The sequence below is a fragment of the Agrobacterium genomosp. 2 str. CFBP 5494 genome (genome assembly GCF_900013495.1).
In the GTDB taxonomy this organism is placed as follows: Bacteria; Pseudomonadota; Alphaproteobacteria; order Rhizobiales; family Rhizobiaceae; genus Agrobacterium; species Agrobacterium pusense.
This window is the reverse complement of sequence record NZ_LT009719.1, coordinates 1,218,196-1,241,161: the sequence shown is the minus strand read 5'-3', so window position 1 is coordinate 1,241,161 and position 22,966 is coordinate 1,218,196. Positions and strand designations below refer to the sequence as shown.

Below are 22,966 nucleotides of genomic sequence, written 5' to 3'. Positions count from 1 at the left end.
TTTACTCCTCAGGCGAGACCGAGCGCCGTGATGGCGAGGTCGATGGCCTTGATGCCGATAAAGGGAACGATGATGCCGCCGAAGCCATAGATGACCAGATTGCGCGATAGCAGCGCACCTGCACCGATCGGGCGATATTTGACGCCCTTCAGCGAGAGCGGGATCAGCGCGATGATGATAAGCGCGTTGAATATGATGGCCGAGAGGATGGCGCTCTGCGGCGTCGAAAGTCCCATGACATTCAGGACGCCAAGCTGCGGATAGAGCGCCAGGAACATTGCCGGAATGATGGCAAAATATTTGGCGATGTCGTTGGCAATCGAGAAGGTGGTCAGTGCACCGCGCGTCATCAGCAACTGCTTGCCGATTTCGACGATCTCGATGAGCTTGGTCGGATCGCTGTCGAGATCGACCATGTTGCCCGCCTCGCGGGCGGCCACGGTACCGGTGTTCATGGCAACGCCGACATCGGCCTGCGCCAGCGCGGGAGCATCATTGGTGCCGTCACCGCACATGGCGACGAGCTTGCCCTTCGCCTGCTCCTCGCGGATAAGCTCCAGCTTGTTTTCCGGTGTCGCCTGGGCGAGGAAATCATCGACACCCGCTTCCGCAGCAATTGCGGCGGCGGTCATCGGATTGTCGCCAGTGATCATGACAGTGCGGATGCCCATGCGGCGAAGCTCCGCAAAACGCTCGCGAATGCCGCCCTTGACGATATCCTTCAGCTGCACGACGCCGAGAAGCTTGCCATCCCGAACAACGGCGAGCGGCGTGCCCCCGGTCTTGGCAATTTCTTCGGCAATTGTCCTTATGCCGCGCATGGCATCCGTTTCGGTTTTGACGGCAAGCCCCACATTGCCCTGTTGCGAAGTGCCGCCGTCAACATAGGAAAGAACGGCGTCGACCGCCCCCTTGCGAATGGAGGAGCCGTCGAAATCGACACCGCTCATGCGGGTTTGGGCGGTGAAGGGGACGAAATTGGCATGCAGCTTCTGCATGTCACGGGCGCGAATGCCATATTTCTCCTTCGCCAGAACCACAATGGAGCGACCTTCAGGTGTTTCGTCAGCAAGGGACGCAAGCTGGGCCGCATCGGCCAGTTCCTGCTCGGAAACGCCGGGGACGGGGCGGAACTCGGTCGCCTGCCGGTTCCCGAGCGTGATCGTGCCGGTCTTGTCGAGCAACAGCGTGTCCACGTCGCCAGCAGCCTCGACGGCGCGGCCGGACATGGCAAGCACGTTGAAACGCACCAGCCTGTCCATGCCGGCGATGCCGATGGCCGACAGAAGCGCGCCGATGGTGGTGGGGATAAGCGTGACGAACAGCGCCACCAGCACGATGATCGGGATCGAACCGCCAGCATAGGCCGCGAAACTCGGTATGGTCGCGGTGGCCAGAACGAAGATCAGCGTCATGCCTGCGAGAAGAATGTTGAGCGCAATCTCGTTCGGCGTTTTCTGGCGTTCAGCACCTTCGACCAGGGAAATCATCCGGTCGAGGAAGGTGGAGCCGGCAGCAGCGGTGATGCGGACCCTTATCCAGTCCGACAGCACCTGCGTGCCGCCGGTGACGGCAGAGCGGTCGCCACCGGATTCGCGGATAACCGGGGCGGATTCGCCTGTTATCGCCGCCTCGTTTACCGAAGCAACACCTTCGATGACCTCACCATCGGAAGGGATGATATCGCCTGCCTCTACAAGAACGACATCGTTCACCTTCAGGCTGGTGCCCGCCACCATACTGTATTGGCTACGGTCATCGCCGGTGAGCAGTTTCGCCTGGGTTTCTGTGCGGGTCCGGCGCAGCGAATCCGCCTGCGCCTTGCCGCGCCCTTCGGCGACGGCTTCGGCGAAATTGGCGAACAGCACGGTGAACCAAAGCCAGAGATTGATCTGGAAGGAGAACCCCAGATTGGCGCCGCCCGTGATGAGATCACGGATGAACAGCACCGTGGTCAGCACTGACACCGTCGCGACAACGAACATGACCGGATTGCGCGCAAGAGTGCGCGGGTTGAGCTTTTTGAATGCGGCGGCGATGGCCGGCACGAGAATGCGAGAATCTAGGATGCTCACTTGTTTGGACTGGCTCATGAAGAGGCTCCAGCGTTTGAACAGGGCGACCGATGAGGGTCGATCAGCCCGTGATAACTTCGAGAGCGACAACGGCGGCGAACAGAGCCGCCATCATCGCGAGAATGAGATTGGAGGCGCACCAGCCGCCGGGCGTGGCGCCGCCTCTGACGGGAGCGCCGTTGCGGGCGGGAACGATGCGGCGATGTGCGGATTTGCCTTCGTTCATGACATCACCTCAAAAAAGCTGACCTGCCGCCATGACAAGATGTTCGGCAACCGGGCCGAGCGCCAGCGCAGGCAGGAAGGTAAGGCCGCCGACGATCAGGATCGTGCCGACCAGCAGGCCAACGAAAAGCGGGCCATCCGTCGGGAAGGTGCCCGCAGAGGCCGGAACGGTCTTCTTGGTGACCAGCGAACCCGCAATGGCGAGTGCGGGAATGATGACCAGAAAGCGGCCCATCAACATGCCGAGACCAAGCGTGATGTTGTACCAGGTCGTGTTCCCGGTCAGGCCGCCGAAGGCCGAACCGTTATTGGCGGCCGCCGAGGTGTAGGCATAGAGGATTTCGGAAAAGCCGTGCGGGCCCGCCGTCCCAATCGATGCCACAGCCGAGGGCAGGATGGTGGCCGTGGCGGTGAAGACCAGCATGGCGAGCGGGAGGCAGAGAATGGCCAGAACCGCCATCTTCATTTCCTTGGCCTCGATCTTCTTGCCGAGATATTCCGGCGTGCGCCCGACCATCAGCCCTGCCACGAAGATGGCGATGACGATGAAGAGCAGAATGCCGTAAAAGCCCGCGCCGACCCCGCCGACGATCACCTCGCCCAGCTGCATGTTGATGAGCGGGATGAGACCACCCAAGGCCGTGAAGCTGCCGTGCATGGCATTGACCGCGCCGCAGGACGCAGCCGTTGTGATGACCGCGAAGAGCGACGAGAGCGCCAATCCGAAACGGACTTCCTTGCCTTCCATATTACCGCCTGCAAGACCGAAGCTGTGCATCAGCGGGTTTCCGGCTGCTTCCGCCCAGTAGGTGACGGCAACGCCGGCGATGAACAGCACGCCCATGGCCGCAAGGATAGCCCAGCCCTGGCGCTGGTTGCCGACCATGCGACCGAAGACATTGGTGAAAGCTGCGCCGATGGCGAAGATCGATACCATCTGGATCATGTTGGAAATGGCATCGGGGTTTTCGAAGGGATGCGCCGAATTGGCGTTGAAGAAGCCGCCGCCATTGGTGCCCAGCATCTTGATCGCGAGCTGCGATGCGACGGGGCCGACGGCAATCGTCTGCTGCGCGCCTTCCAGCGTCTGCACGTTCACATAGGCGCCGAGCGTCTGCGGCACGCCGAGCCAGACGTAGACGAGCGTCAGCACGATGCAGAGGGGTAATAGCACGTAGAGCGTGGAGCGGACCATATCCACCCAGAAGTTGCCGATCGCCTTGCCGGAAGCGCGCGAGAATGCGCGGATCAGGCCGATGGCGATTGCCATGCCGGTTGCGGCGGAAACGAAGTTCTGCACGGTGAGACCGGCCATCTGGGTCAGATAGGAAAGCGTGCTTTCGCCGCCATAATTCTGCCAGTTGGTGTTGGTGACGAAGCTGACGGCCGTATTGAAGGACAATTCTGGTCCGACGGCCGCCATTCCCTGCGGATTATAGGGTAGCACGGCCTGAAAGCGCATCAGGGCATAGAGCAGGGCGAAACCGAGAAGATTGAAGAGAAGCATCGAGACCGCATAGGTCGTCCAGTGCTGCTCCTCCCGGTCACTTGTCCCGGCAAGGGCGTAAAGTCCGCGCTCGACCGGCACAAGAACCGGCGACAGCAGCGTGCGCTCGCCATTGAAGACACGCGCCATATAGAAGCCAAGCGGCTTCACCAGCGCAAAAATGATCCCGCAGAAAAGCAGGACCTGGAACCATCCATTGAGGGTCATGGTATCAAACTTTCAACAGCCGCCGCTTCCCGATCAGAAACGTTCGGGGCGAATGAGAGCATAGGTGAGATAGGCAGCGATAAAGACCGTGACGGCGCCGCTCAGGATATAATCAAACGTCATCGCAGCCTCCGTCTAAAGCCGGTCGCAGGCGCGCGTGTAGGCAAAGCAGAGGGCGAAGAACACCGTGGCTGCGCCGATCAGAACAATATCCATCATTGATGGGACTCCTTTTTAATCGAGGAGCCGGACAGGAAGAAAAGCGCCGTCATGTGGGACGTCGCTTTTCATTCTTTCTGGCTGGGAAGAAACACCATCCCTTCCCGCACAGAAGAATGCACCCGAACCGCATAAAGGTTCGAGACGGCCACAGGGGCAATAAAATAGGAATCCTATAGGAATTTCGATGCCCGCTGACCGGACATCGCTTCCGCCAATCAAGTCAGCTGTTGTCACCGAAAGCGGAAACGATGGTTTCCGCCGGACTTTTCTCCGCCAGCAGCGCGGCCAGCAAAATGCGCGCCTGACCCGGACGAAGTGTGGCTGAATGCACGGCGCCCGCTGCGACGAGATCATGTCCACCGCCGCCGCCGCCGTAACTCGCCACGAGCCGCCCTTCCGGCACGCGGCTGGAGACGACGACCGGAAGGCCGCGTTCGGCGCAGCGCTTCACGGCTTCGGCGATACGCGGATTGGCATTCCCGGAACCAAGTCCGGCAAGAACGATGCCTTTCGCGCCCGCCTGAAGGCTTGCATCGATATGGGTGGCATCACAGCCAGGATGAATGGCAACGATATCGACGCGCTGATCGGCCACCGGGGCGGCAAGCAACGGTGTTCGGGCGGCAGCCAGTGGCCGGGTCGAGCGGAATGCGTCTGCCTCGTCCGCGCTCAGCTTGTAGAGCCCCCAGGCCGAGAGACAGCGACCGCCGAAGGAGAGAAGCACACCCTTAGCAGCATTCGCCTGATCGAGCGCTGTTTCTATGGCTCGAGCCAGATTTGCCGGTCCGTCTGCGTCCTTATGGTCTGCCGTAAACTGTGCGCCGGTGAAGACCACCGGCTTCGTGATGGCGTGCTGCAAATGCACGAGTAGCGAGGATTCCTCCATTGCATCGGTTCCGTGCAGAACCACGATACCCGCCACTTCGGGATCGTCGAGTTCGATACGAACGGCATCGCTGATGGTCTGCATGTCGGCAAGCGTCAGGCTGGACGAATCCTTCGCCATGAGGTCCACCGGCTTCAGCCGGGCGCTGATTTCCGGTACCAGCGCAAGCAGATCTTCACCGGAAAGGCTGGGCGTGCTGGCACCATCGGCACCGCGCCGACTGGCGATGGTGCCGCCGGTGGCGATGACCGCCACCAGAGGTATCGCGCCCTGCCCGCTCAATGCGATGCTCCCGCGCGTTCAGCCGCGAGGCGATAGATGCGGTCACGCAGCAGATACCAGCCGATGACGAGCGCCGGGATGATAATCAGCAGCGAAGCGATGGTCCAGGAGCCGACGGGATAGTCGAAGGCCATCAGCACCAGCACGCCGAACAGAAAAACGAGCGTGAGGATGCCGGTATAGGGCGCGCCGAACATGCGGAAATCCGGACGCACCAGTTCACCGCGCTGCGAAAGCTGCCAGAGTTTGAGCTGGCAGAGCACGATGACGGCCCAGGCGCAGATGATGCCAAGCGCTGACAGGTTGAGGGCGATTTCGAACGCGGCGGCGGGGACAACGGCGTTGAGTGCGACGCCGAACACGGTAACGACGGCAGTGACCGCGATGCCACCATAAGGCACGCCATTCTTGTTCATCTTCGCCAGCGCTGCCGGGGCCGAGCCGGAGACAGCCATGGAGTGAAGGATGCGGCCGGTGGAATAGAGCCCGGCATTGAGCGAGGACAGGACGGCGGTCAGAACAACAAGGTTCATAATGACATCGGCACCCTGCACGCCGATGGAGCCGAAGAAGGTAACGAAAGGGCTCTCACCGGCCTTGTAGGCCGTGTAGGGTAAGAGCAGCGTGAACAACAGCACCGAGCCGACGTAAAACACGACGAGACGCAGGACGACGGCGCGGATGGCGCGCGGCATAACCTTGCGCGGGTCCTCGGTTTCGCCTGCTGCCGTACCGATCAACTCGATCGAGGCATAGGCGAATACCACGCCCTGGATGATGACGAAGGCTGGAAGAATGCCATTCGGGAAGAAGCCGCCATTGTCAGTAATGAGGCTGAAGCCGGTAACGTGGCCTTCGATGGGCGTACCGAAAATGACGAAATAAACGCCGACGACGAGGAAGATCGCGAGCGCCAGCACCTTGATCAGGCTGAACCAGAACTCCAGTTCGCCGAAGACCTTCACCGACAGCATGTTCATCGCCAGCACGACCACCAGCGCCGTCATCGCGAATACCCACTGATCGATGCCCGCAAGCCACGGTACGTATTGCTTGAAGAAATTCATATAAAGCGCAACGGCGGTGACATCGGCCACCGAGGTCATGGCCCAGTTGAGCCAATACATCCAGCCGGCCGCAAAGGCCATCTTCTCACCGTAGAACTCGCGGGCATAGGACACGAAAGAACCGGAGCTGGGGCGATGCATGATCAACTCGCCGAGCGCACGCAGCACGAGAAACGCGAAGAAGCCGCAGAGTGCATAAACGAAAACCAGAGCCGGACCGGCCTGTGCGAGACGCCCGCCGGCACCCAGAAAGAGACCCGTGCCGATGGCGCCGCCGATGGCAATCATCTGAATCTGGCGCGGCTTAAGGGCTTTATGGTAACCGAGATCCTCTTCGGCGAAGACCTCACGTTCGGCGGGTGCCGTTTTTCCAGAATGCATGGATTTATCCTCCCGATAAAACGCTTGTAGTCGGCAATTAGCCGGAAATCAAAGTGGAACTGGCGTCGTCCCCAAGGCTGGAAATATGGCCAGCGAATGCGCTCATGCTGTAAAGCTGCATGACAGATTTTTGCCGTCATAAGTCGAGACAATGGCTTTCGTCAAGAGCTGTTCGCCAATATTGACCTTCCTCCCCCGCAGGCATATGGTCATTAAATCTGTAAGACAGCTTTACAGATTTTGCAACGCTTGAAGCCAGTGGAGGAAGAAGTGAGCGTGACGCGCAGTGAGCATGATTTGCTCGGGTCGAAGGAAATTCCGGCGAATGTTTATTGGGGCGTGCACACCGCGCGCGCGGTGGAAAACTTCAAGATCACCGGGGTGACCATTGGCCATAACCCTTACCTGTTAAGGGGTTTGGCCTATGTGAAAGAGGCGGCCGCACGTGCAAATCACGAACTTGGCCTGCTCGACAGGGATCGGATGGAGGCGATTGCGGAAGCCTGCCGCGAAATCCGCGCCGGCGCTCTTCATGAGCAATTCGTTGTGGATGAAATCCAGGGCGGAGCCGGCACATCCACCAACATGAACGCCAATGAGGTCATCGCCAACCGCGCGCTGGAACTGCTTGGGCACGAAAAGGGCGATTATGCCCAGCTTCACCCGAACGATCACGTCAATCTCAGCCAGTCGACCAACGATGCTTATCCGACCGCGGTGAATGTGGGCCTGATCGAAGCGATTGACGACCTGGCCGCCTCGATGGGCGTTCTGAAGGACGCCTTCGACTGCAAGGCGCAGGAATTTGCCGGCTTCATCAAGATCGGGCGCACGCAATTGCAGGATGCGGTACCGATGACGCTCGGCCAGGAGTTCCGCACGTTCGTGGTGATGCTGGGCGAAGACCAGGCGCGTCTGATCGAATCCGCCGCTCTGCTGCATGAGATCAATCTGGGCGCCACCGCCATCGGCACCGGGCTCAACGCACCGCGCGGTTATGCCGAGCTTGCCTGCCGGCATCTGGCGGAACTGACCGGCCGGCCGCTGGTGACGGCCGCAGACCTTATCGAAGCCACACAGGACCCCGGCGCCTTCGTGCACCTCTCCGGCGTGCTGAAACGCGTCGCCGTAAAGCTGTCGAAGACTTGCAACGACCTTCGCCTGCTCTCGTCAGGCCCGCGCGCCGGGATTGGCGAAATTACCCTTCCCTCCGTTCAGGCGGGCTCCAGCATCATGCCGGGCAAGATCAATCCGGTCATTCCCGAAGTGGTCAACCAGGTGGCCTATGCGGTGATCGGCAACGACATCACCATCACCATGGCCGCCGAAGCCGGGCAGCTGCAGTTGAACGCCTTCGAGCCGATCATCGTGCGTGCGCTCTCCCAGAGCATCAGCCAGCTAAGCGCCGCCTGCCGCACACTGGCAGAGCGATGCGTGGACGGCATCGTCGCCAATCCAGCCATCATGGCGCAGCGCGTGGAAGAATCAATCGGTCTCGCCATGGCGCTTAACCCGCTGATCGGTTATTATGCGGCGACGGAAGTCGCCAAGGAAGCGCTTGCCAGCGGGCGTACCGTGCCGCAGGTGGTTCTTGAACGTGGTTACATGACAGAGGCCGAACTGCAGCAAGCGCTCAGTCCACGGCACCTTGCCAATCTGCCAGAGGTCACGGCTGGCGAAGCCGATCTTCGCCAATGATCGTCGTCACTACCTGCTTCACCTGCCCGAGGTGAAGCTCCATTGCCTCACGCGCCTCAGGCGCTGAACCGCGCCGGATCGCCTCGACGATCCGGCGATGCTCCAAATTGGAAGCGACACGGCGACCGGCCATAAGGTTCACCATCTCTGATTGCTGGGCGACGGCCTCGCGGGCGTCCGCCACCACCTTGGCAAAGAGGCGGTTGGCGGAGGCCTCCGCGATGGCGCAATGAAACTGGCCGTCCAGCAATACCCAGGGATGCGGCCTTTCCTCGGTTTCCATGCGATTACAGAGATCGAGCAAAACCTGCAGTTGGGCGTCCGTGCGACGCAAGGCGGCCCACCCTGCAGCCGGCACTTCGATGAAGGGGCGGGCCTCGATTAGGTCGCGTGCGGAATAGGCACCGTAATTCAGTTCCGATGGCGGCGTCGGGGTCATCACATACGTGCCGCTGCCTGTGCGCGTCTGCGTCAGGCCGAGCGTCTGGAGAGACCGCAGGGCCTCGCGAATAATCGGCCGGCTGACGCCGTAACGCGTTGCGAGATGTGCTTCCGAAGGGAGCCGGGTACCAACCGCAAGCTGGCCTGTCGTGATGGCGGAGCGGATATCATCGAACACCGCTTCCGCGGCATTCTTGCGATTGATCGGCTGTCCATCCGCGAGCCAATCCGACAAACCGCCCATTTTTAAATCCTCCGCACTCTCAATATGTCCGCGATATCGACGCAACCGCCCAAATACAAAAGGACGGCTGCCGCTCTCGCGGCTAAGCCGACCTTCCTAACATCATCCTGCACGCGGGAACAACGACGGTGGATATTTTTATTGGAGCGAGGAGGCAGTGCAGCCACCACCTCGCCCGGCATCCGATATCACGCCTGGATTTCTGCGCCCCCCGGCTTCTCATCCTCGCGCGGAATACGAAACCAGGCAACGTAGAGCGCCGGCAGAAAAAGCAGGGTAAGCGCCGTGCCGACCACAATGCCGCCCATCATCGCATAGGCCATCGGCCCCCAGAAGATTTCCCGGGATATGGGGATGAGGGCAAGCGTTGCCGCCGCCGCCGTCAGCATGATCGGCCGCATGCGGTGTTCGGTCGCCTCAATGACGGCACGCCAGGCCGAGACACCTTCGCTTCGCAGATGCTCGATCTGCACGACGAGGATGACCGAGTTGCGGATGAGGATGCCGATCAGCGCCAGCACGCCGAGAATGGCGACGAAGCCCATTGGCGCATTGGAGAAGAGCAGCGCCACCACCACGCCGATCAGGGCCGTGGGCGCCACGGCGAAGACCAGGAACAACCGGCTGAAGCTTTGCAGCTGAACCATCAGGATCGTCGCCATTGCAAACAACATCAGCGGCACCACGGCGACGATCGGCGCTTGCGAATCCGCGCTGGATTCCACCGAACCGCCCGTCTCCACCTTGTAACCCACAGGAAGCGTTTTCTCGAAAGCCTCTATTTTCGGCTTCAGCTGCGTCACGATCGTTGCGGGCTGCGTCGGGCCGATGATGGCAGCCTTGACGGTGACCGTCGGTATCCGGTCGCGACGCCAGATGGTCGGTTGCTCCAGCTCGTAGCGGAAATTGGCAATGGCCGAAAGCGGCACGGCCTTGCCGTTGGTCGCCGGCAATTGCAGATTCTGCAAGGTTTCGATGGACCCGCGCTCCGACAACTGCGCCCGCGCCACCACGTTCACGAGGTAGATGTCGTCCCTGACCTGGGTGACCGTAGATCCCTCGACAATGCTGTTCATGGCGTTGGCGATATCTTCCGAGGAGACGCCGAGCTGGCGGGCCTTGTCCTGCAGCACATCCACCTTCACTACACGTGTCGGTTCGTTCCAGTCCATGACCATGTTGGACAACAGCTGGTGTTCGCCGACAATGCCCGACAATTGCTGCCCGAGCTCACGGACCTTCTGGATATCCGGGCCGCTGAGGCGATATTGCACCGGCTTACCGACCGGCGGGCCGATATCGAGCAGTTTCACGAAGGCGTCAGTGCCGACGAATGTACGGTCCAGATATTCCTGCAATTCGGCGCGCACCTTGTCCCGCACGTCCAGCCCCTTGGTGACGATGACGGTCTGGCCGAAGGTGACATCAGGAGTCTGCACGTCGAAAGAGAGGATGAAGCGCGGCGCGCCTTCACCGACATAGGTCGTCCAGTGGTCAATATCCGGATTCTTGGCGAGCATTTCCTGCTCGAACTGCGCCATCTGCCGGTTGGTTTCGGCAATCGAGCTGTTCTGCGGCAGGTTCCAGTCAACGATGAGCTCCACACGGTCCGAGGACGGGAAGAACTGCTGCTGCACGAGGCTCATGCCACCCACGGACAGGCCGAACAGGGTTATGGTGAGGATGATCGTCACCCAGCGCCAGCGCAGCGCCCGGCCGAGAAGCCAGGAAAAGGCCGAGGCGAACCGGCCCTTCTTCTCGTGGTGAGATTTCATTGTCTTCGGCAGAATCGTCACGCCGAGCAGGGGCGTGAACAAAACCGCGACGATCCAAGACACGATCAGCGAAACTGCAATCACCACGAAGAGTGTGAACGTAAACTCACCCGCTGCGCTGTTGTTCAGGCCGACAGGAATAAAGCCGGCAACGGTGACCAGCGTACCGGTCAGCATCGGGAAGGCAGTGGAGGTGTAGACATAGGTCGCCGCTTTTCTGAGATCGTCTCCGACCTCAAGCCGCGCGACCATCATTTCGACGGCGATCATCGCATCATCCACGAGAAGCCCGAGTGCGATGATGAGAGCACCGAGCGAAATGCGTTGCAGCGAAATGCCTGTGTATTCCATGTAGACGAAGGTTATCGCCAGCACGAGCGGAATGGAAACCGCCACCACCATGCCGGCCCTGAGGCCAAGGCTGATGAAGCTGATGACAAGGACGATGGCGATGGCTTCGAACAGCGCCGAGGTGAAGCCCGACACCGCCTCATCGACGACGGCAGGCTGATCGGACACCCGGTGCACATCGACGCCAACTGGCAGATCCGCCACCACGCGCTTCATCTGCGCATCCAGCGCCTCGCCGAAATGCAGCAGGTTCGCGCCGGTTTTCATGCCGATTGCGAGGCCGATGGCCGGCTGGCCGTTGAAACGGAACAGCGAGGACGGCGGATCGACATAACCGCGCCGGATCGTCGCTACTTCCGTCAACGGGAAAAAGCGGTTGTTGACGCGCAGGTTGATCGCCCGCAGACTGTCTTCAGACGTAAACTGGCCGCTGACGCGCAGCGCCACGCGCTCAGGTCCTGCATTGACGAAGCCGGACTGGGTGACGGCATTCTGCGATTGCAATGTCTTGATGATGGACTGCTGATCAATGCCGAGCGCCGCGATCTGTCGCGTGGAAAATTCCAGATAGATCGTCTCGTCCTGTGCGCCGATGACATCGACCTTGCCGATATTGTCGACGGTCAAGACCTTGGCGCGGGCATCTTCCACCAGGTCACGCAATTGCCGCTGGCTGAGACCGTCGCTGGTGAAGGCGTAGATATTGCCATAAACGTCGCCGAAACGGTCATTGAAGAAGGGGCCGACCACGCCGGATGGAAACTCGCCCTTGATGTCGCCGATCATGTTGCGCACCCGCACCCAGGTCGGCTCGACATTGCGCGCCTTGGTTTCCGGCACCAGCTCCACAAAGATCGTCGTGCGGCCCGCCACCGTCTGGCTGCGCAGATGATCGAGATTATCGAGTTCCTCGAGCTTCTTCTCGATCCTGTCGGTCACCTGCCGCGCCACTTCCTCCGCCGAGGCGCCGGGCCACTGGGCACTGATCACCATGGTCTTGATGGTGAAGTTCGGGTCTTCCTCGCGACCGAGGTTGAGATAGGAAAAAACGCCGGCGAGAACGAAAACCAGCATGAAATACCAGACAAGCGAACGGTGTTCGAGCGCCCAGTCTGAAAGATTGAATTTCTTCACTGACGGACCTCCTGATCGATCCTGATGGCCTGTCCATCCTTAAGCTTGTGAACGCCGGCGCTGGCAACGCGCTCGCCGGGTTTGACGCCGCCGGTGATGCGCACGCTGCCGCCTTCGGCAGGTTCACCCTCTATCGTGACCGGGCGCGCCGTGACGGTCGCCGTGTCGGCATTAACGATCCAGACGGACCAGCCGCCCTCCGTTTTCAGCAGGGCCGATGCCGGCAGCATGATCCGCGGTTCGGAAGCAGCAAGCACGGAAGCCGTGACGACGGAACCGAGGCGGAATGCCGCCGGCGCATCCTGCAGACTGATCTTGGTCCGTCGTGTGCGCGTTGCCGTTTCGGCTGCGGGGGCGATTTCCCGCACCACGCCGGTGGTTCGGATTTTTGGATCGAGCTGCAGGGCGATCTCGAAGGTCGAGCCGATATCCAGACGCTGCGCCGCAAATTGCGGAACATCCACCACTACATCGCGCACTTCCGGGCGGGCGATGGTGACGACCGTCTGGCCGGCGGAAACAACCTGGCCGATTTCACCCGATGTGGCCGTGACAACACCGTCGAATTCCGCATGGAGCTGCGCGTAACCCAGCTGTTCTTCCGCCTTGTCCAGGTTTGCACGGGCCTTGGCGACGGAGGCGTTGGCGGTGCGCGTCGCCTGTTGGGCTTCCTCCAGCGCCGCCTCGGTGCCGCTACGCGCCTCCGCCAGCACACGCTGGCGCTGTTCGGTGGTCACGGCATTGGCGAGCTGCGCTTCGGCATTGGAAAGATCCGACTGCGCGCTCTTCACCGACAGTTCAAGCGCGAGCGGATCGATCGAGGCCACCACATCGCCCTTCTTGACCAGATCGGCGACATCGACGTTCCGCGCTATGATCCGCCCGAGGACGCGAAAACCGAGATCCGTCTGAATGCGCGATTCCACCGTTCCGGTGAGCTGCAGCGCATCCGCCGACTTTTCCTCGACCACCACCGAGAGCACCGGTCGCGGCGCCTCGGCGGCGGCCTCCTGCTTTTCCTGACAGGACGAGAGCGCCATCGCGGACAGCAGCAAAAACAAGCTTCTGTTTATCCTGAACATTATTGTGCCTGCCCCTTTTGATAGGCGACCTTTTCACCGGTCCGGAGGAATTTTGTCCCGCCCGTGACCACGAGATCGCCGGGGTTCAGCCCCGCCGAGACGACGAATTGACTGGTCTCATAATCCGCAACCTCGATCGGCCGCATGGAGACTTCGGAGGATTGCGGATCCACCACCCAGACGGCGGGTCGGCCTTTTTGCGACGTCATTGCCGACCATGGAAGCTCGATGGCATCCACCTGCCTGAAGCGGAAATGGCCGGATACCGGCGCACCAAGCGGCATGGTCAGATCGCCGTTAAGACCGACCTTCACCCTTATCGTACCATTGTCCGGATCGATCGTCGGAGAGATTTCCCGCACGGGGGCCGCCACGGCGCGGGCGGGATCCGAAAGGAGGCTGACATTGACGAGATTGTCGATGTCGCGCTCCAGGAAAAGAGATTCGTAGACATCAAACACGGCGTCGCGCGGCCCGTCATGCGCCAGCGTGAACACGAGCTGGGCAGCCTGCGCCACCTGGCCTACTTCGACATTTCGCGCCGTGATCACGCCATCCGCATCGGCCCTGAGTTCCGTATACGACAGCGCGTCGCGCGCCGTATCGAGCTGCGCCTGGGCCGATCTGACCGCGCCCTGCGTGGTAAGCAGCGTCTCCTGGGCCTTGTCGACGGCCGAGCGCGAGGTGACCTGCGTCCGGAAAAGACTTTGCTGGCGATCGAATGCCAATTGTGCCTGCGTCTGTTGTGCTTCGGCCGATTGCAGATTGGCAAGGGCAACATCGATGTCGGCCTTCTGCTCCTCCGGATCGATGCTGGCGAGCAGTTGCCCTGTCGTCACACGCGCGCCCACATCCACCAACCTTTCGGTGATTTTGCCACTGACGCGAAACGACAGGTCCGTCTGAACCCTCGCCCTCACTTCGCCGGTGATGATGCTGCCATGGTCGATCGGCTGCTTCTCAGCCTTGACCACATCGACAGTTCGCAGCGGCTTTTCGGCCGGCGGCTCTTCATTGCTGCAGGATGACAGGGCAAAAACGCCGCCCACCGCCCATGCGATAAGAATGGTTCTCATGCTGACCTCTTGATCTTCGCCCTCATCCATAATATTTGACTGACTGTATAGTCAATGAAATTCTTATGCCGTCGCTCTGGAAGCTGTTCGGGGTATCCCTCCCCTAGAGAAGGATCATTGCAGACTGCCCGACGCATTCGCTGGCAAGTAACGGCATATGTTGACATACGGAGCATCAAACCACCTGCAGAAATCGGTTCCGGTTTTTGCACTGGTGCGATAGGCAGACCACCTGTTATTTCCGCCGATCACGACGGGTAGAAGGGCACGCGCCGACAATATGTAAGGATCCGGGGTAATGGCGAAAACGAAACTCTCACGTGCAGAACAGAAGATACAACGTCCGCTGCAAATTCTCGACGCCGCATTTGAGGAATTTACCAAAAGGGGATTTACGGCAACGCGGGTCGAAGACATTGCCGACCGGGTGGGAGTGACGAAAGGCACGGTCTATGTCTATTTCGAAACCAAGGAAGCCCTTTTTGCCGCGATGATCGAGCACGTCGGCAGACCGTTCCAAGAGGCATTCGAAGCCTACGAACGCACCTCCGACGATCGGGTCGAGGAGCTTCGCCTGCTTCTCGAATTCCTGTTCGAAACGCTGGTGGATGACCGGCGTATGCGGGAACTCTTTCGTTTCGTCGTGGCCGAGGGAGCCAAGTTTCCGGATCTGATAGACCACCACCATGATATTCTGATGGCGCCGGTGCTCGCCCGCATCAATGCTATCCTGGACAAAGGTGTCGCGAAAAAGAGATTCAGGGCCAACGCGCCCGAACTTGCGCATGTCGTCATGTCGCCAATGGTCGGAACATTGGTTTTCAGGCTGATTTTCGACGACCGGCGCAGTCTGGAAAAGGAGGCCGTCATCAAGGTTCACCTCGACGTGCTCATGAACGGCCTGCTCCCGTGAGCAGCCAAAACATCGTGCCCGCCGCGGGCTGGATGGAACCCCACCTGGCTGACCTACGATACCGGACCTGGATCGCTCTCCCCCGCCACGAGCACCATCGGCCATATGCAATGGCGGGCCTGGGCGGGATAAAATGGCGCATAGGCCGGCATTGTCGACAAAAGAGTCTGCGCCACCGTAACGCCGAGATCATGCAGCGACATGCGGAAGCTTGTCAGGCGCGGTTCGAGAAACTGTCCGCGCGGGCCGTCACGAAATCCGATGACGGCGAGATCCCGCCCCGGTTCGAGCCCCGCTTCCGCAAGACGACGATAAAGACCGACGGCCATCAACTCATAGATCAGCACAATCGCCGTCGGCCGAGGCCGCATCTGCAGCCATTCGCTGGCGGCGTGATAACCGCCCTGCTCGCTCGATTTCGCCCGGATGACCAAAGAGGAATCATAAGCGATGCCATTATCGTCCAGCGCACGCCTGTACCCATCAAGGAACACATGCCCGAGATTGATATCGCTGTCGGGCGCGGCTACCGCGATCGAACGATGCCCGGAGGCCACGAGGCGATCGATCGCGCTTTTCGCGACGCCCTCGAAATCGAGATCCACCCAGGCATGATCCGTACTGGAGGCGGTCCGCCCGAGCGCTACGAAAGGAAGCCGATTCTGCTTGAGAAAATCGACACGCCTGTCGATTCGCCGGGTGGCGGAAATGATCATCGCATCGACCATGCGGCGCGCCACCATACGCTTGAGATATTCGTCGGGGTCCTCTTCTCCCGGGCAAGGCAGAACGATGAGATCGAGGTTGTGACCGGAAAACACGCTTTGCAGGCCATCCGTCAAGCCGAGAAAGAAGTTATCGGCATTCTCCACCGTCTGCGCGTCGCTGCCCGTCATCAGGCCAATGACATTGGTCGTTCCCTGCCGCAGGCTGCGGCCTGACTGGTTGGCGACGTAACCCAGTTTTTCCGCAGCCGCGAGAACGCGGCGCCGTGTCTCTTCGTTCACGTCGGGCTTGCCGTTCAGCGCACGGGAAACAGTGCCGATCGATATCTCGAGGTAATCGGCAAGCTGGCGAATTCCTTTCATGCGCTCCCCTCCAAATCCCGGCCCGCAATCTGCGCGCCACTTGATGGTCTTGACATATCTAACATCATCGGCATAGTCTCGTAAACGTTTACGACACTCTGCGCAAAGAGGAGTTTGCGAAAGAGTCCGGGGAGATGAGATGACTTTTAATGCCGTTTTATGCGGGTGCGGAGCTATGGCCAAAGGCTGGCTGCGCGCCATCCAGTCCTCGCCGGAAATCGCCGGCGAAATCAGGATCGCAGGTCTGGTGGACCTGAACGAAGGCACGGCCCGCGCGCTTGCCGAGGAATTCGCCCTCGCTGGCGCGGTTATCGGCACCGATCTTCGCGCGGTTCTCGCCGAAACGAAAGCCGACATTCTTTTTGACATCGTCATCCCCCAGGCGCGTTTTGCCGTAGTCGAAGCCGGTCTCGCAGCTCGATGCCATGTGCTGAGCGAAAAGCCGCTTGCAGCCTCGATGGAGGACGCCGCGACGCTGGTGGAACTGGCGAAAAAAGCCGGCAAAATTCACGCCGTGGTGCAAAACCGTCGATTCGTGGCCGGCATCAGACGTCTACGCCGCGCGTTGGAGGACGGCGTCATCGGTGATCTGACCGCCATCCACTGCGATTTCTTCTTGGGGCCGCATTTCGGGGGGTTTCGCGAGGAGATGAAAAACGTCCTGCTTCTCGATATGGCAATTCACACCTTCGACGCGGCCCGTTTCGTCGCCAATGAAAAGCCGCTCTCCGTCTTCTGTGTGGAGAAGAACCCGGCGGGCTCATGGTACGCGCATGGGGCCAGCGCCAACGCGATTTTCGAGTTCTCCAACGATGTCGTCTTCACCTATCGCGGCTCGTGGTGCGCTGAAGGCGAGCGGACAAGTTGGGAAGCACGCTGGCGGCTGATCGGCTCCAAAGGCATGATTCTCTGGGATGGCGAAGACGGTTTTTCCGCCTCGGTGGCTGGCAACGAACAGGGTCTTCTGCGTGGCTTCAAGACCGTAAACGTTTCCGATGTCGTGTCAGACAAGGACACGCGCGGCCATGCCAGCGTCATTCTATCATTTCTCGAATCCATACGTACCGGCGAGATGCCGGAAACAGCCTCCTTCGACAACATCAACAGCCTCGCAATGGTGATGGGCGCGATCGAAAGCGCGCGTCTCGGCCAGCGCGTTTCCATTGCAGCATAAGGACCGACAGACGTGAGCAATCCGGCAACATCCATCCGCATCGGCACCATGATCAGCGCCACCAAGGGTCAGGCGGCCGAACGTATCGGTCAGATCGCCGATCTCGGCTTTGAAAGCTTCGAACCCTTCTTCTGGCAGACGACCAACGGTCAGGACCTTGCCGAACTCGGCAAGCGCTGCCTTGACGCAATTGGCGACCGCGATATCACCATCAGTACGCTCGGCATGTTTGGCAATCCGCTGGAAGAAACCGATATCGACCTTCAGACATTGCAGGGCTGGAAGGATTGCATCGACAACGCCCATCATTTCGGTGCGAATTGCGTGGCAGGTTTCACCGGCCGCCTGCGCGGCAGGCCGCTGCCGGAGAGCCTGCCCAGATATAAGGAAATCTGGAGCGAGCTTGCTAGGCGTGCCGCCGACAAGGGCATAAAGATCGCTTTTGAAAACTGCGCCATGGACGGCAACTGGCAGACGGGCGACTGGAACATTGCGCATAATCCCGATGCTTGGGAACTGATCTTCAACGAAACGCCGGACGAGAATATCGGCATCGAGTGGGAACCCTGCCACCAGATGGTTTATCTGATCGATCCGCTACCGCAGATCCGCAAATGGGCGAAGAAGATTTTCCACGTGCATGGCAAGGACGCGACCATCCGCTGGGACGTCATCCGCGAGCACGGCATTTTCGGCAAGGAGAAGTTCGTCTTCATGCGCACGCCGGGTTTCGGCGACAGCAACTGGACCGACATTATTTCCGAGCTGCGCCTCGCCGGCTGGTCCGGCTCGATCGATATCGAAGGCTGGCATGATCCGGTCTACCGCGATGCGCTGGAAATGACCGGACAGGTGCATGGCCTGAACTATCTGAAAAAATGCCGAGGCGGCGATTTCGTCGTCGATCCGACATAACGGAAACCTTTTGGGAGAAGGTTCCCGAGATTGCAGAGACGATAACCAAGAGGAGGAGATTATGGGTATCGCAAAATGCATGATGGCCGGCGCGTTTCTGTTGGCGGGCGTGTCCGCCGGCGCGATTGCGGCACAGGCAGAGGACGTGACTTTGACCTTGTGGTCGCTGGACCGGGATATCCAGCCTGCTCCAAATCTCATCAAGGAGTTCAACGCGCTCAATAACGGCATCAAGATCGAATACCGGCAACTGCAGTTCGATGACGTGGTGAGCGAATCCATGCGCGCCTATTCGACCGGCAATGCGCCCGACATCATCGCCATCGACAACCCCAACCACGCCATGTTCGCCGCACGCGGAGCCTTCCTCGATGTGACCGACATGATAGCCAAGTCCGATGTCATCAAGACGGAGAATTATTTCCCCGGCCCGCTGAAATCGGTAATGTGGGATGGAAAATATTTCGGCGTCCCGAAGGCGACCAACACGATCGCTCTTTATTACAACAAGGATCTGTTCAAGGCCGCCGGGCTGGATGCGGCAAAGCCGCCGCAAACCTGGGATGAGCTGGTTGACGCGGCACGCAAACTGACCAACCCTTCCAAGAACGTCTATGGCATCAGCTTCAGCGCCAAGGCGAATGAGGAGGGCACATTCCAGTTCCTGCCCTGGGCGCAGATGGCTGGCGCCACCTACAAGAACATCAACACCGAGGGAGCCGTGAAAGCGCTCGAGACGTGGAAGCTGATGCTGGACGAAAAACTGGCTTCGCCCGATACGCTGACACGCAGCCAGTGGGATTCTACCGCGACCTTCAACGCCGGCAACGCCGCCATGGTCATTTCGGGCCCATGGGAAATCGACCGCATGCTGAAGGACGCGAAGTTCGACTGGGGCGTCACGCTGCTGCCGGTTCCGGCGCCCGATGCGCCGCGCTCATCGGCCATGGGGGACTATAACTGGGCGATCTTCTCGAAGACCAAACATCCTGAAGAGGCCTTCAAGGCGATCGAGTTCTTTGTCTCGCAGGACAAGGACATGTTCAAGAATTTTGGCCAATTGCCGGCGCGTTCGGACATTCCCGTACCGCCCACCGGCAATGCGCTGAAGGATGAAGCGCTCAAGACCTTCGTCGAGCAGCTCAAATATGCACAGCCGCGTGGCCCCTCGCCCGAATGGCCGAAAATCTCGAAGGCCATTCAGGATGCCATTCAGGCCGCGCTGACGGGACAGATGTCTCCGAAGGACGCACTCGACCAGGCTGCACAGAAAATCAAGCTCGTCGATGGTTGATCAGGGAGGCGGCCGGCATGTCCGGGCCCATCCGCAGGGTTCCTCCCGGTGGGGTCGCTTGCCGTGATAAGCGGCGGCGACCCCGAGCGGAGCTTGCGAGGATTTCTTATGAAAAAGCTGCTTTCCAGCATCAGCGATGGTCGCGGTTTCGATATCGCCCTTGTCGCCTTTCCTTTGGCTTTCCTCTTCGTGATGGCGGGGTTACCCCTGCTTTACAACATCGTCATGAGCTTTCAGGAAGTCGACATGTTCAGTCTGGGCACCTTCGTGCGCCCGTTCGTCGGTTTCAAGAACTATGTCGATCTGTTCCGACAGCCGGAAACCTGGCCCATTCTGATGAATACGGTAACCTTTGTCGTCGCTTCCATAGCGGGGCAATTTGTCATCGGCTTCGGTCTGGCTCTGTTTTTCTGGGTCAATTTCCCCGGCGCCACCTGGCTGCGGGGCCTGTTCCTCGTTTCATGGGTCATGCCCGGCCTCGTTGTCGGTGCCATCTGGAACTGGATTTTGTCCGGCGACTTCGGGGTTCTGAACTTCTTCCTGCGCGAAAGCGGACTGATATCAGGCAATATTTTCTGGCGTTCGGATGCGAATTTTTCGCTCTGGGCGGTTGTGATCGCCAATATCTGGCTCGGCACCTCCTTCAACATGATCCTCCTTTCCGTCGGCCTCGCCTCCATTCCCGGCGATCTTTACGAAGCCGCCGAGCTTGATGGCGCCAACGCCTGGCAGCGCTTCTACACCATCACGCTGCCCATGATGCGCTCCACCATCGGCGCGATCATCTCGCTCGGGCTGATCTTCACCTTACAGCAATTCGATCTATTTGCCGCCATTACCGATGGCGGACCCAATAACAGTTCCAACGTGGCGCAATATTGGGCCTGGGATCTGTCCTTCCGGCAATATGACTTCGGCAAGGGCGCGACGATTTCAGTCATCATGATCGTTTTCGTCATGCTGGCCTCCATCGTTTATGTGCGCTCCACACGGCATGAGGTACGCGGATGAGCATCAACAACCGTAACCGCCTGATGCTGGCAATCGCCATCATTCTTGCCATCATCTACCTTTTCCCGCTCTACTGGATGTATCTGACCTCGCTCAAAAGCGGCTCGGAGATGTTCGCCAATCCCCCCTCCTTCTGGCCTGGTGAACCACAATGGCAGACCTACGCCTATGTCTGGAACAGCCGCAACATGGGCCGTTACCTGTGGAATTCGGTGCTGATCGCTTCGAGTGCGGTGTTTTTGATCACCATCCTCGGCGTCGGCTGCGCCTATGTGCTGGCCCGTTATCGCAATGTCTGGGTGGATATCGGCCTGTTCCTCATCCTGATGCTGCAAGTCCTTCCAGCTTCATTGATGATCACGCCGATCTTCGTCGGTTTCTCGCAATTCGGGCTTCTGGATTATCCACGCCTGTCGGTCATCCTCGCCATTGCGGCGAAAAGCATGCCCTTCTTCGTTGTGCTGGTGCGCGCCACCTTCATGGCCGTGCCGCAGGAACTGGAGGAGGCAGCGCTCGTAGACGGCAATTCGAGGGTCGGCGCGTTTTTCAATATCGTGCTGCCGCTTGCCAGAAACGGCATCCTCGTCAGCGCCATTCTCATCTTCATGCAGGCCTTCGGTGAGTTCGTTTACTCCAAATCGATGATCCAGGCGGCGGAACTGCAGCCCGCCAGCGTCGGTCTCAATTCCTTCATGGGGCCCAACACCAGCGAATGGAACAACATCATGGCCTATGCGACCATGTATGTGACGCCCATTCTCGCCCTCTTCATTCTCTTGCAGCGCCGCATCGTATCCGGCCTGACATCAGGAGCGCTAAAATGACCCTTCAGATCGAACTATCAGGCGTCAACAAATATTACGGCGCTTTCCATGCCCTGAAGAACATCAACCTTTCCATCAAGAAGGGCACCTTTGTCGCCCTTGTGGGACCATCCGGCTGCGGCAAGTCCACGCTTCTGCGCTCGCTCGCCGGCCTGGAGAGCATCTCGGCCGGTGACATGCGCATTGCCGGCACGCTGATGAACGGTGTGCCGCCGCGCAAGCGCGATGTGGCGATGGTATTCCAGTCCTATGCGCTCTACCCGCATATGACGGTCGAGGAAAACCTCACCTATTCGCTGCGCATGCGTGGTGTCGCCAAGGCAGAAGCCCGCAAGGCCGCGGAAGAGGTTGCCGCCACGACGGGGCTTTCCAAGCTCATGAAGCGTTATCCCCGAGAACTCTCTGGCGGGCAGCGCCAGCGTGTCGCCATGAGCCGGGCGATCATCCGTAATCCGCAGGCGTTCCTGTTCGATGAGCCGCTCTCCAACCTCGATGCGGCCCTGCGGGTTCACATGCGCAAGGAAATCCGCGCCCTCCACGACCGCCTGCATGCCACCTCGGTCTATGTCACCCATGACCAGATCGAGGCGATGACCATGGCCGATCATGTCGTCGTGATGCGTGACGGGGTAATCGAGCAGCAGGGGACACCGCTGGAGCTCTATGACCATCCCGTCAACCGCTTCGTCGCAGGCTTTATCGGCTCCCCAGCCATGAACTTCATCCCGGCGACCGTGAGTCCGGATGGCGCATCGCTCCAGCTGCGGTTCGGCGACGGTGAACCCCTGCAGTCGATCAGAAGCCCCGCCCCCCTGCAGCCGGGCAAACATCTCATCGTCGGCATCAGGCCCGAACATATCAGCCCCGCTACTGCAACGGGAGCGGCGTTGACACTGCCCGTCTCCGCTGTGGAGACAACGGGCTCGGCAACTTTCCTGACACTCGGCACATCCACGGAACTGGTGATTGCGATACAGGGCCGCAGCCCGGTCAAGGCCGGCGAGGTCATCGGCCTCGACGTTGACCCGTCCGATATGCATCTCTTCGATGAAGAGACAGGCGCTGGGCTTGTAAACCGGTGAACCGCAGCGAAG

General features: G+C 59.9%; 19 protein-coding genes. 8 read left to right on the top strand and 11 right to left on the bottom strand.

From position 1 onward, the window contains the following. Window positions 1–8 precede the first annotated feature (8 nt). The 6 genes from kdpB to AGR2A_RS20520 all read right to left on the bottom strand — a co-directional run bounded on the left by kdpB (window position 9) and on the right by AGR2A_RS20520 (window position 6,852). Window positions 9–2,093: a potassium-transporting ATPase subunit KdpB gene (gene kdpB / locus AGR2A_RS20540; RefSeq protein WP_072493320.1), complete on the bottom strand. Its 2,085-nt coding sequence runs from the start codon at window positions 2,091–2,093 to the stop codon at window positions 9–11. 43 nt (window positions 2,094–2,136) lie between these two features. Beyond that, window positions 2,137–2,301, bottom strand: coding sequence for a hypothetical protein (locus AGR2A_RS29675; RefSeq protein WP_167378233.1), 165 nt, complete (start codon window positions 2,299–2,301; stop codon window positions 2,137–2,139). Between the two features lie 9 nt (window positions 2,302–2,310). Then, window positions 2,311–4,014: a potassium-transporting ATPase subunit KdpA gene (kdpA, locus tag AGR2A_RS20535; protein ID WP_072493321.1), complete on the bottom strand. Its 1,704-nt coding sequence runs from the start codon at window positions 4,012–4,014 to the stop codon at window positions 2,311–2,313. A 33-nt stretch (window positions 4,015–4,047) separates the two neighbouring features. Further along, the gene (gene kdpF, locus AGR2A_RS20530; protein WP_003506089.1) at window positions 4,048–4,137 is read right to left on the bottom strand and encodes a K(+)-transporting ATPase subunit F; all 90 of its coding nucleotides are present in this window, start codon (window positions 4,135–4,137) and stop codon (window positions 4,048–4,050) included. Window positions 4,138–4,456: 319 nt separating this feature from the next. After that, window positions 4,457–5,404, bottom strand: a complete 948-nt coding sequence (locus AGR2A_RS20525) for an asparaginase (RefSeq protein ID WP_072493322.1) — start codon at window positions 5,402–5,404, stop codon at window positions 4,457–4,459. Then, window positions 5,401–6,852 carry an amino acid permease gene (locus AGR2A_RS20520; protein WP_004445858.1) on the bottom strand — a complete coding sequence of 484 codons (1,452 nt, stop codon included), beginning with the start codon at window positions 6,850–6,852 and terminating at the stop codon, window positions 5,401–5,403. The genes AGR2A_RS20525 and AGR2A_RS20520 overlap by 4 nt, the downstream gene beginning before the upstream one ends. A 270-nt stretch (window positions 6,853–7,122) precedes the next feature. Between AGR2A_RS20520 and AGR2A_RS20515 the strand changes: the two genes are divergently transcribed. After that, window positions 7,123–8,550 (top strand): aspartate ammonia-lyase, encoded by a 1,428-nt coding sequence (locus AGR2A_RS20515; RefSeq protein WP_234797334.1) that lies wholly within the window; start codon window positions 7,123–7,125, stop codon window positions 8,548–8,550. Here the strand turns inward: AGR2A_RS20515 and AGR2A_RS20510 are convergent. The 4 genes from AGR2A_RS20510 to AGR2A_RS20490 form a co-directional block, all read right to left on the bottom strand. Beyond that, the gene (locus tag AGR2A_RS20510; protein ID WP_072493324.1) at window positions 8,519–9,235 is read right to left on the bottom strand and encodes a FadR/GntR family transcriptional regulator; all 717 of its coding nucleotides are present in this window, start codon (window positions 9,233–9,235) and stop codon (window positions 8,519–8,521) included. The two genes, AGR2A_RS20515 and AGR2A_RS20510, sit on opposite strands and share 32 nt — an antisense overlap. 188 nt (window positions 9,236–9,423) lie before the next feature. After that, window positions 9,424–12,495 (bottom strand): efflux RND transporter permease subunit, encoded by a 3,072-nt coding sequence (locus AGR2A_RS20500; protein WP_034497346.1) that lies wholly within the window; start codon window positions 12,493–12,495, stop codon window positions 9,424–9,426. Next, window positions 12,492–13,577: an efflux RND transporter periplasmic adaptor subunit gene (locus tag AGR2A_RS20495; RefSeq protein WP_037092034.1), complete on the bottom strand. Its 1,086-nt coding sequence runs from the start codon at window positions 13,575–13,577 to the stop codon at window positions 12,492–12,494. Before AGR2A_RS20495 ends, AGR2A_RS20500 begins: the two co-directional genes overlap by 4 nt. After that, a complete protein-coding gene (locus AGR2A_RS20490) occupies window positions 13,577–14,653 on the bottom strand; it encodes an efflux RND transporter periplasmic adaptor subunit (RefSeq protein ID WP_072493444.1) in 1,077 nt (358 codons plus the stop codon). The genes AGR2A_RS20495 and AGR2A_RS20490 overlap by 1 nt, the downstream gene beginning before the upstream one ends. 298 nt (window positions 14,654–14,951) lie before the next feature. Between AGR2A_RS20490 and AGR2A_RS20485 the strand changes: the two genes are divergently transcribed. Further along, window positions 14,952–15,566: a TetR/AcrR family transcriptional regulator gene (locus AGR2A_RS20485; protein WP_072493325.1), complete on the top strand. Its 615-nt coding sequence runs from the start codon at window positions 14,952–14,954 to the stop codon at window positions 15,564–15,566. A gap of 53 nt (window positions 15,567–15,619) precedes the next feature. Here AGR2A_RS20485 and AGR2A_RS20480 read toward each other — a convergent pair whose 3' ends face one another. Continuing rightward, entirely contained in the window at window positions 15,620–16,654 is a 1,035-nt protein-coding gene (locus tag AGR2A_RS20480) for a LacI family DNA-binding transcriptional regulator (protein WP_080823324.1), read from the bottom strand. A 139-nt stretch (window positions 16,655–16,793) separates the two neighbouring features. Between AGR2A_RS20480 and AGR2A_RS20475 the strand changes: the two genes are divergently transcribed. The 6 genes from AGR2A_RS20475 (at window position 16,794) to AGR2A_RS20450 (ending at window position 22,954) form a co-directional block, all read left to right on the top strand. Further along, window positions 16,794–17,828, top strand: a complete 1,035-nt coding sequence (locus AGR2A_RS20475; RefSeq protein ID WP_080823323.1) for a Gfo/Idh/MocA family protein — start codon at window positions 16,794–16,796, stop codon at window positions 17,826–17,828. 12 nt (window positions 17,829–17,840) lie between these two features. Continuing rightward, the gene (locus AGR2A_RS20470) at window positions 17,841–18,743 is read left to right on the top strand and encodes a sugar phosphate isomerase/epimerase family protein (RefSeq protein ID WP_037092039.1); all 903 of its coding nucleotides are present in this window, start codon (window positions 17,841–17,843) and stop codon (window positions 18,741–18,743) included. A gap of 61 nt (window positions 18,744–18,804) precedes the next feature. Further along, complete coding sequence (locus AGR2A_RS20465; protein ID WP_006697214.1) at window positions 18,805–20,037, top strand: ABC transporter substrate-binding protein; 1,233 nt, start codon at window positions 18,805–18,807, stop codon at window positions 20,035–20,037. 108 nt (window positions 20,038–20,145) lie between these two features. Continuing rightward, entirely contained in the window at window positions 20,146–21,048 is a 903-nt protein-coding gene (locus AGR2A_RS20460) for a carbohydrate ABC transporter permease (protein WP_006697215.1), read from the top strand. Next, window positions 21,045–21,872 (top strand): carbohydrate ABC transporter permease, encoded by an 828-nt coding sequence (locus AGR2A_RS20455; RefSeq protein ID WP_004445880.1) that lies wholly within the window; start codon window positions 21,045–21,047, stop codon window positions 21,870–21,872. The genes AGR2A_RS20460 and AGR2A_RS20455 overlap by 4 nt, the downstream gene beginning before the upstream one ends. Further along, window positions 21,869–22,954 (top strand): ABC transporter ATP-binding protein, encoded by a 1,086-nt coding sequence (locus tag AGR2A_RS20450; RefSeq protein ID WP_004445881.1) that lies wholly within the window; start codon window positions 21,869–21,871, stop codon window positions 22,952–22,954. Before AGR2A_RS20455 ends, AGR2A_RS20450 begins: the two co-directional genes overlap by 4 nt. Window positions 22,955–22,966 lie beyond the last annotated feature (12 nt).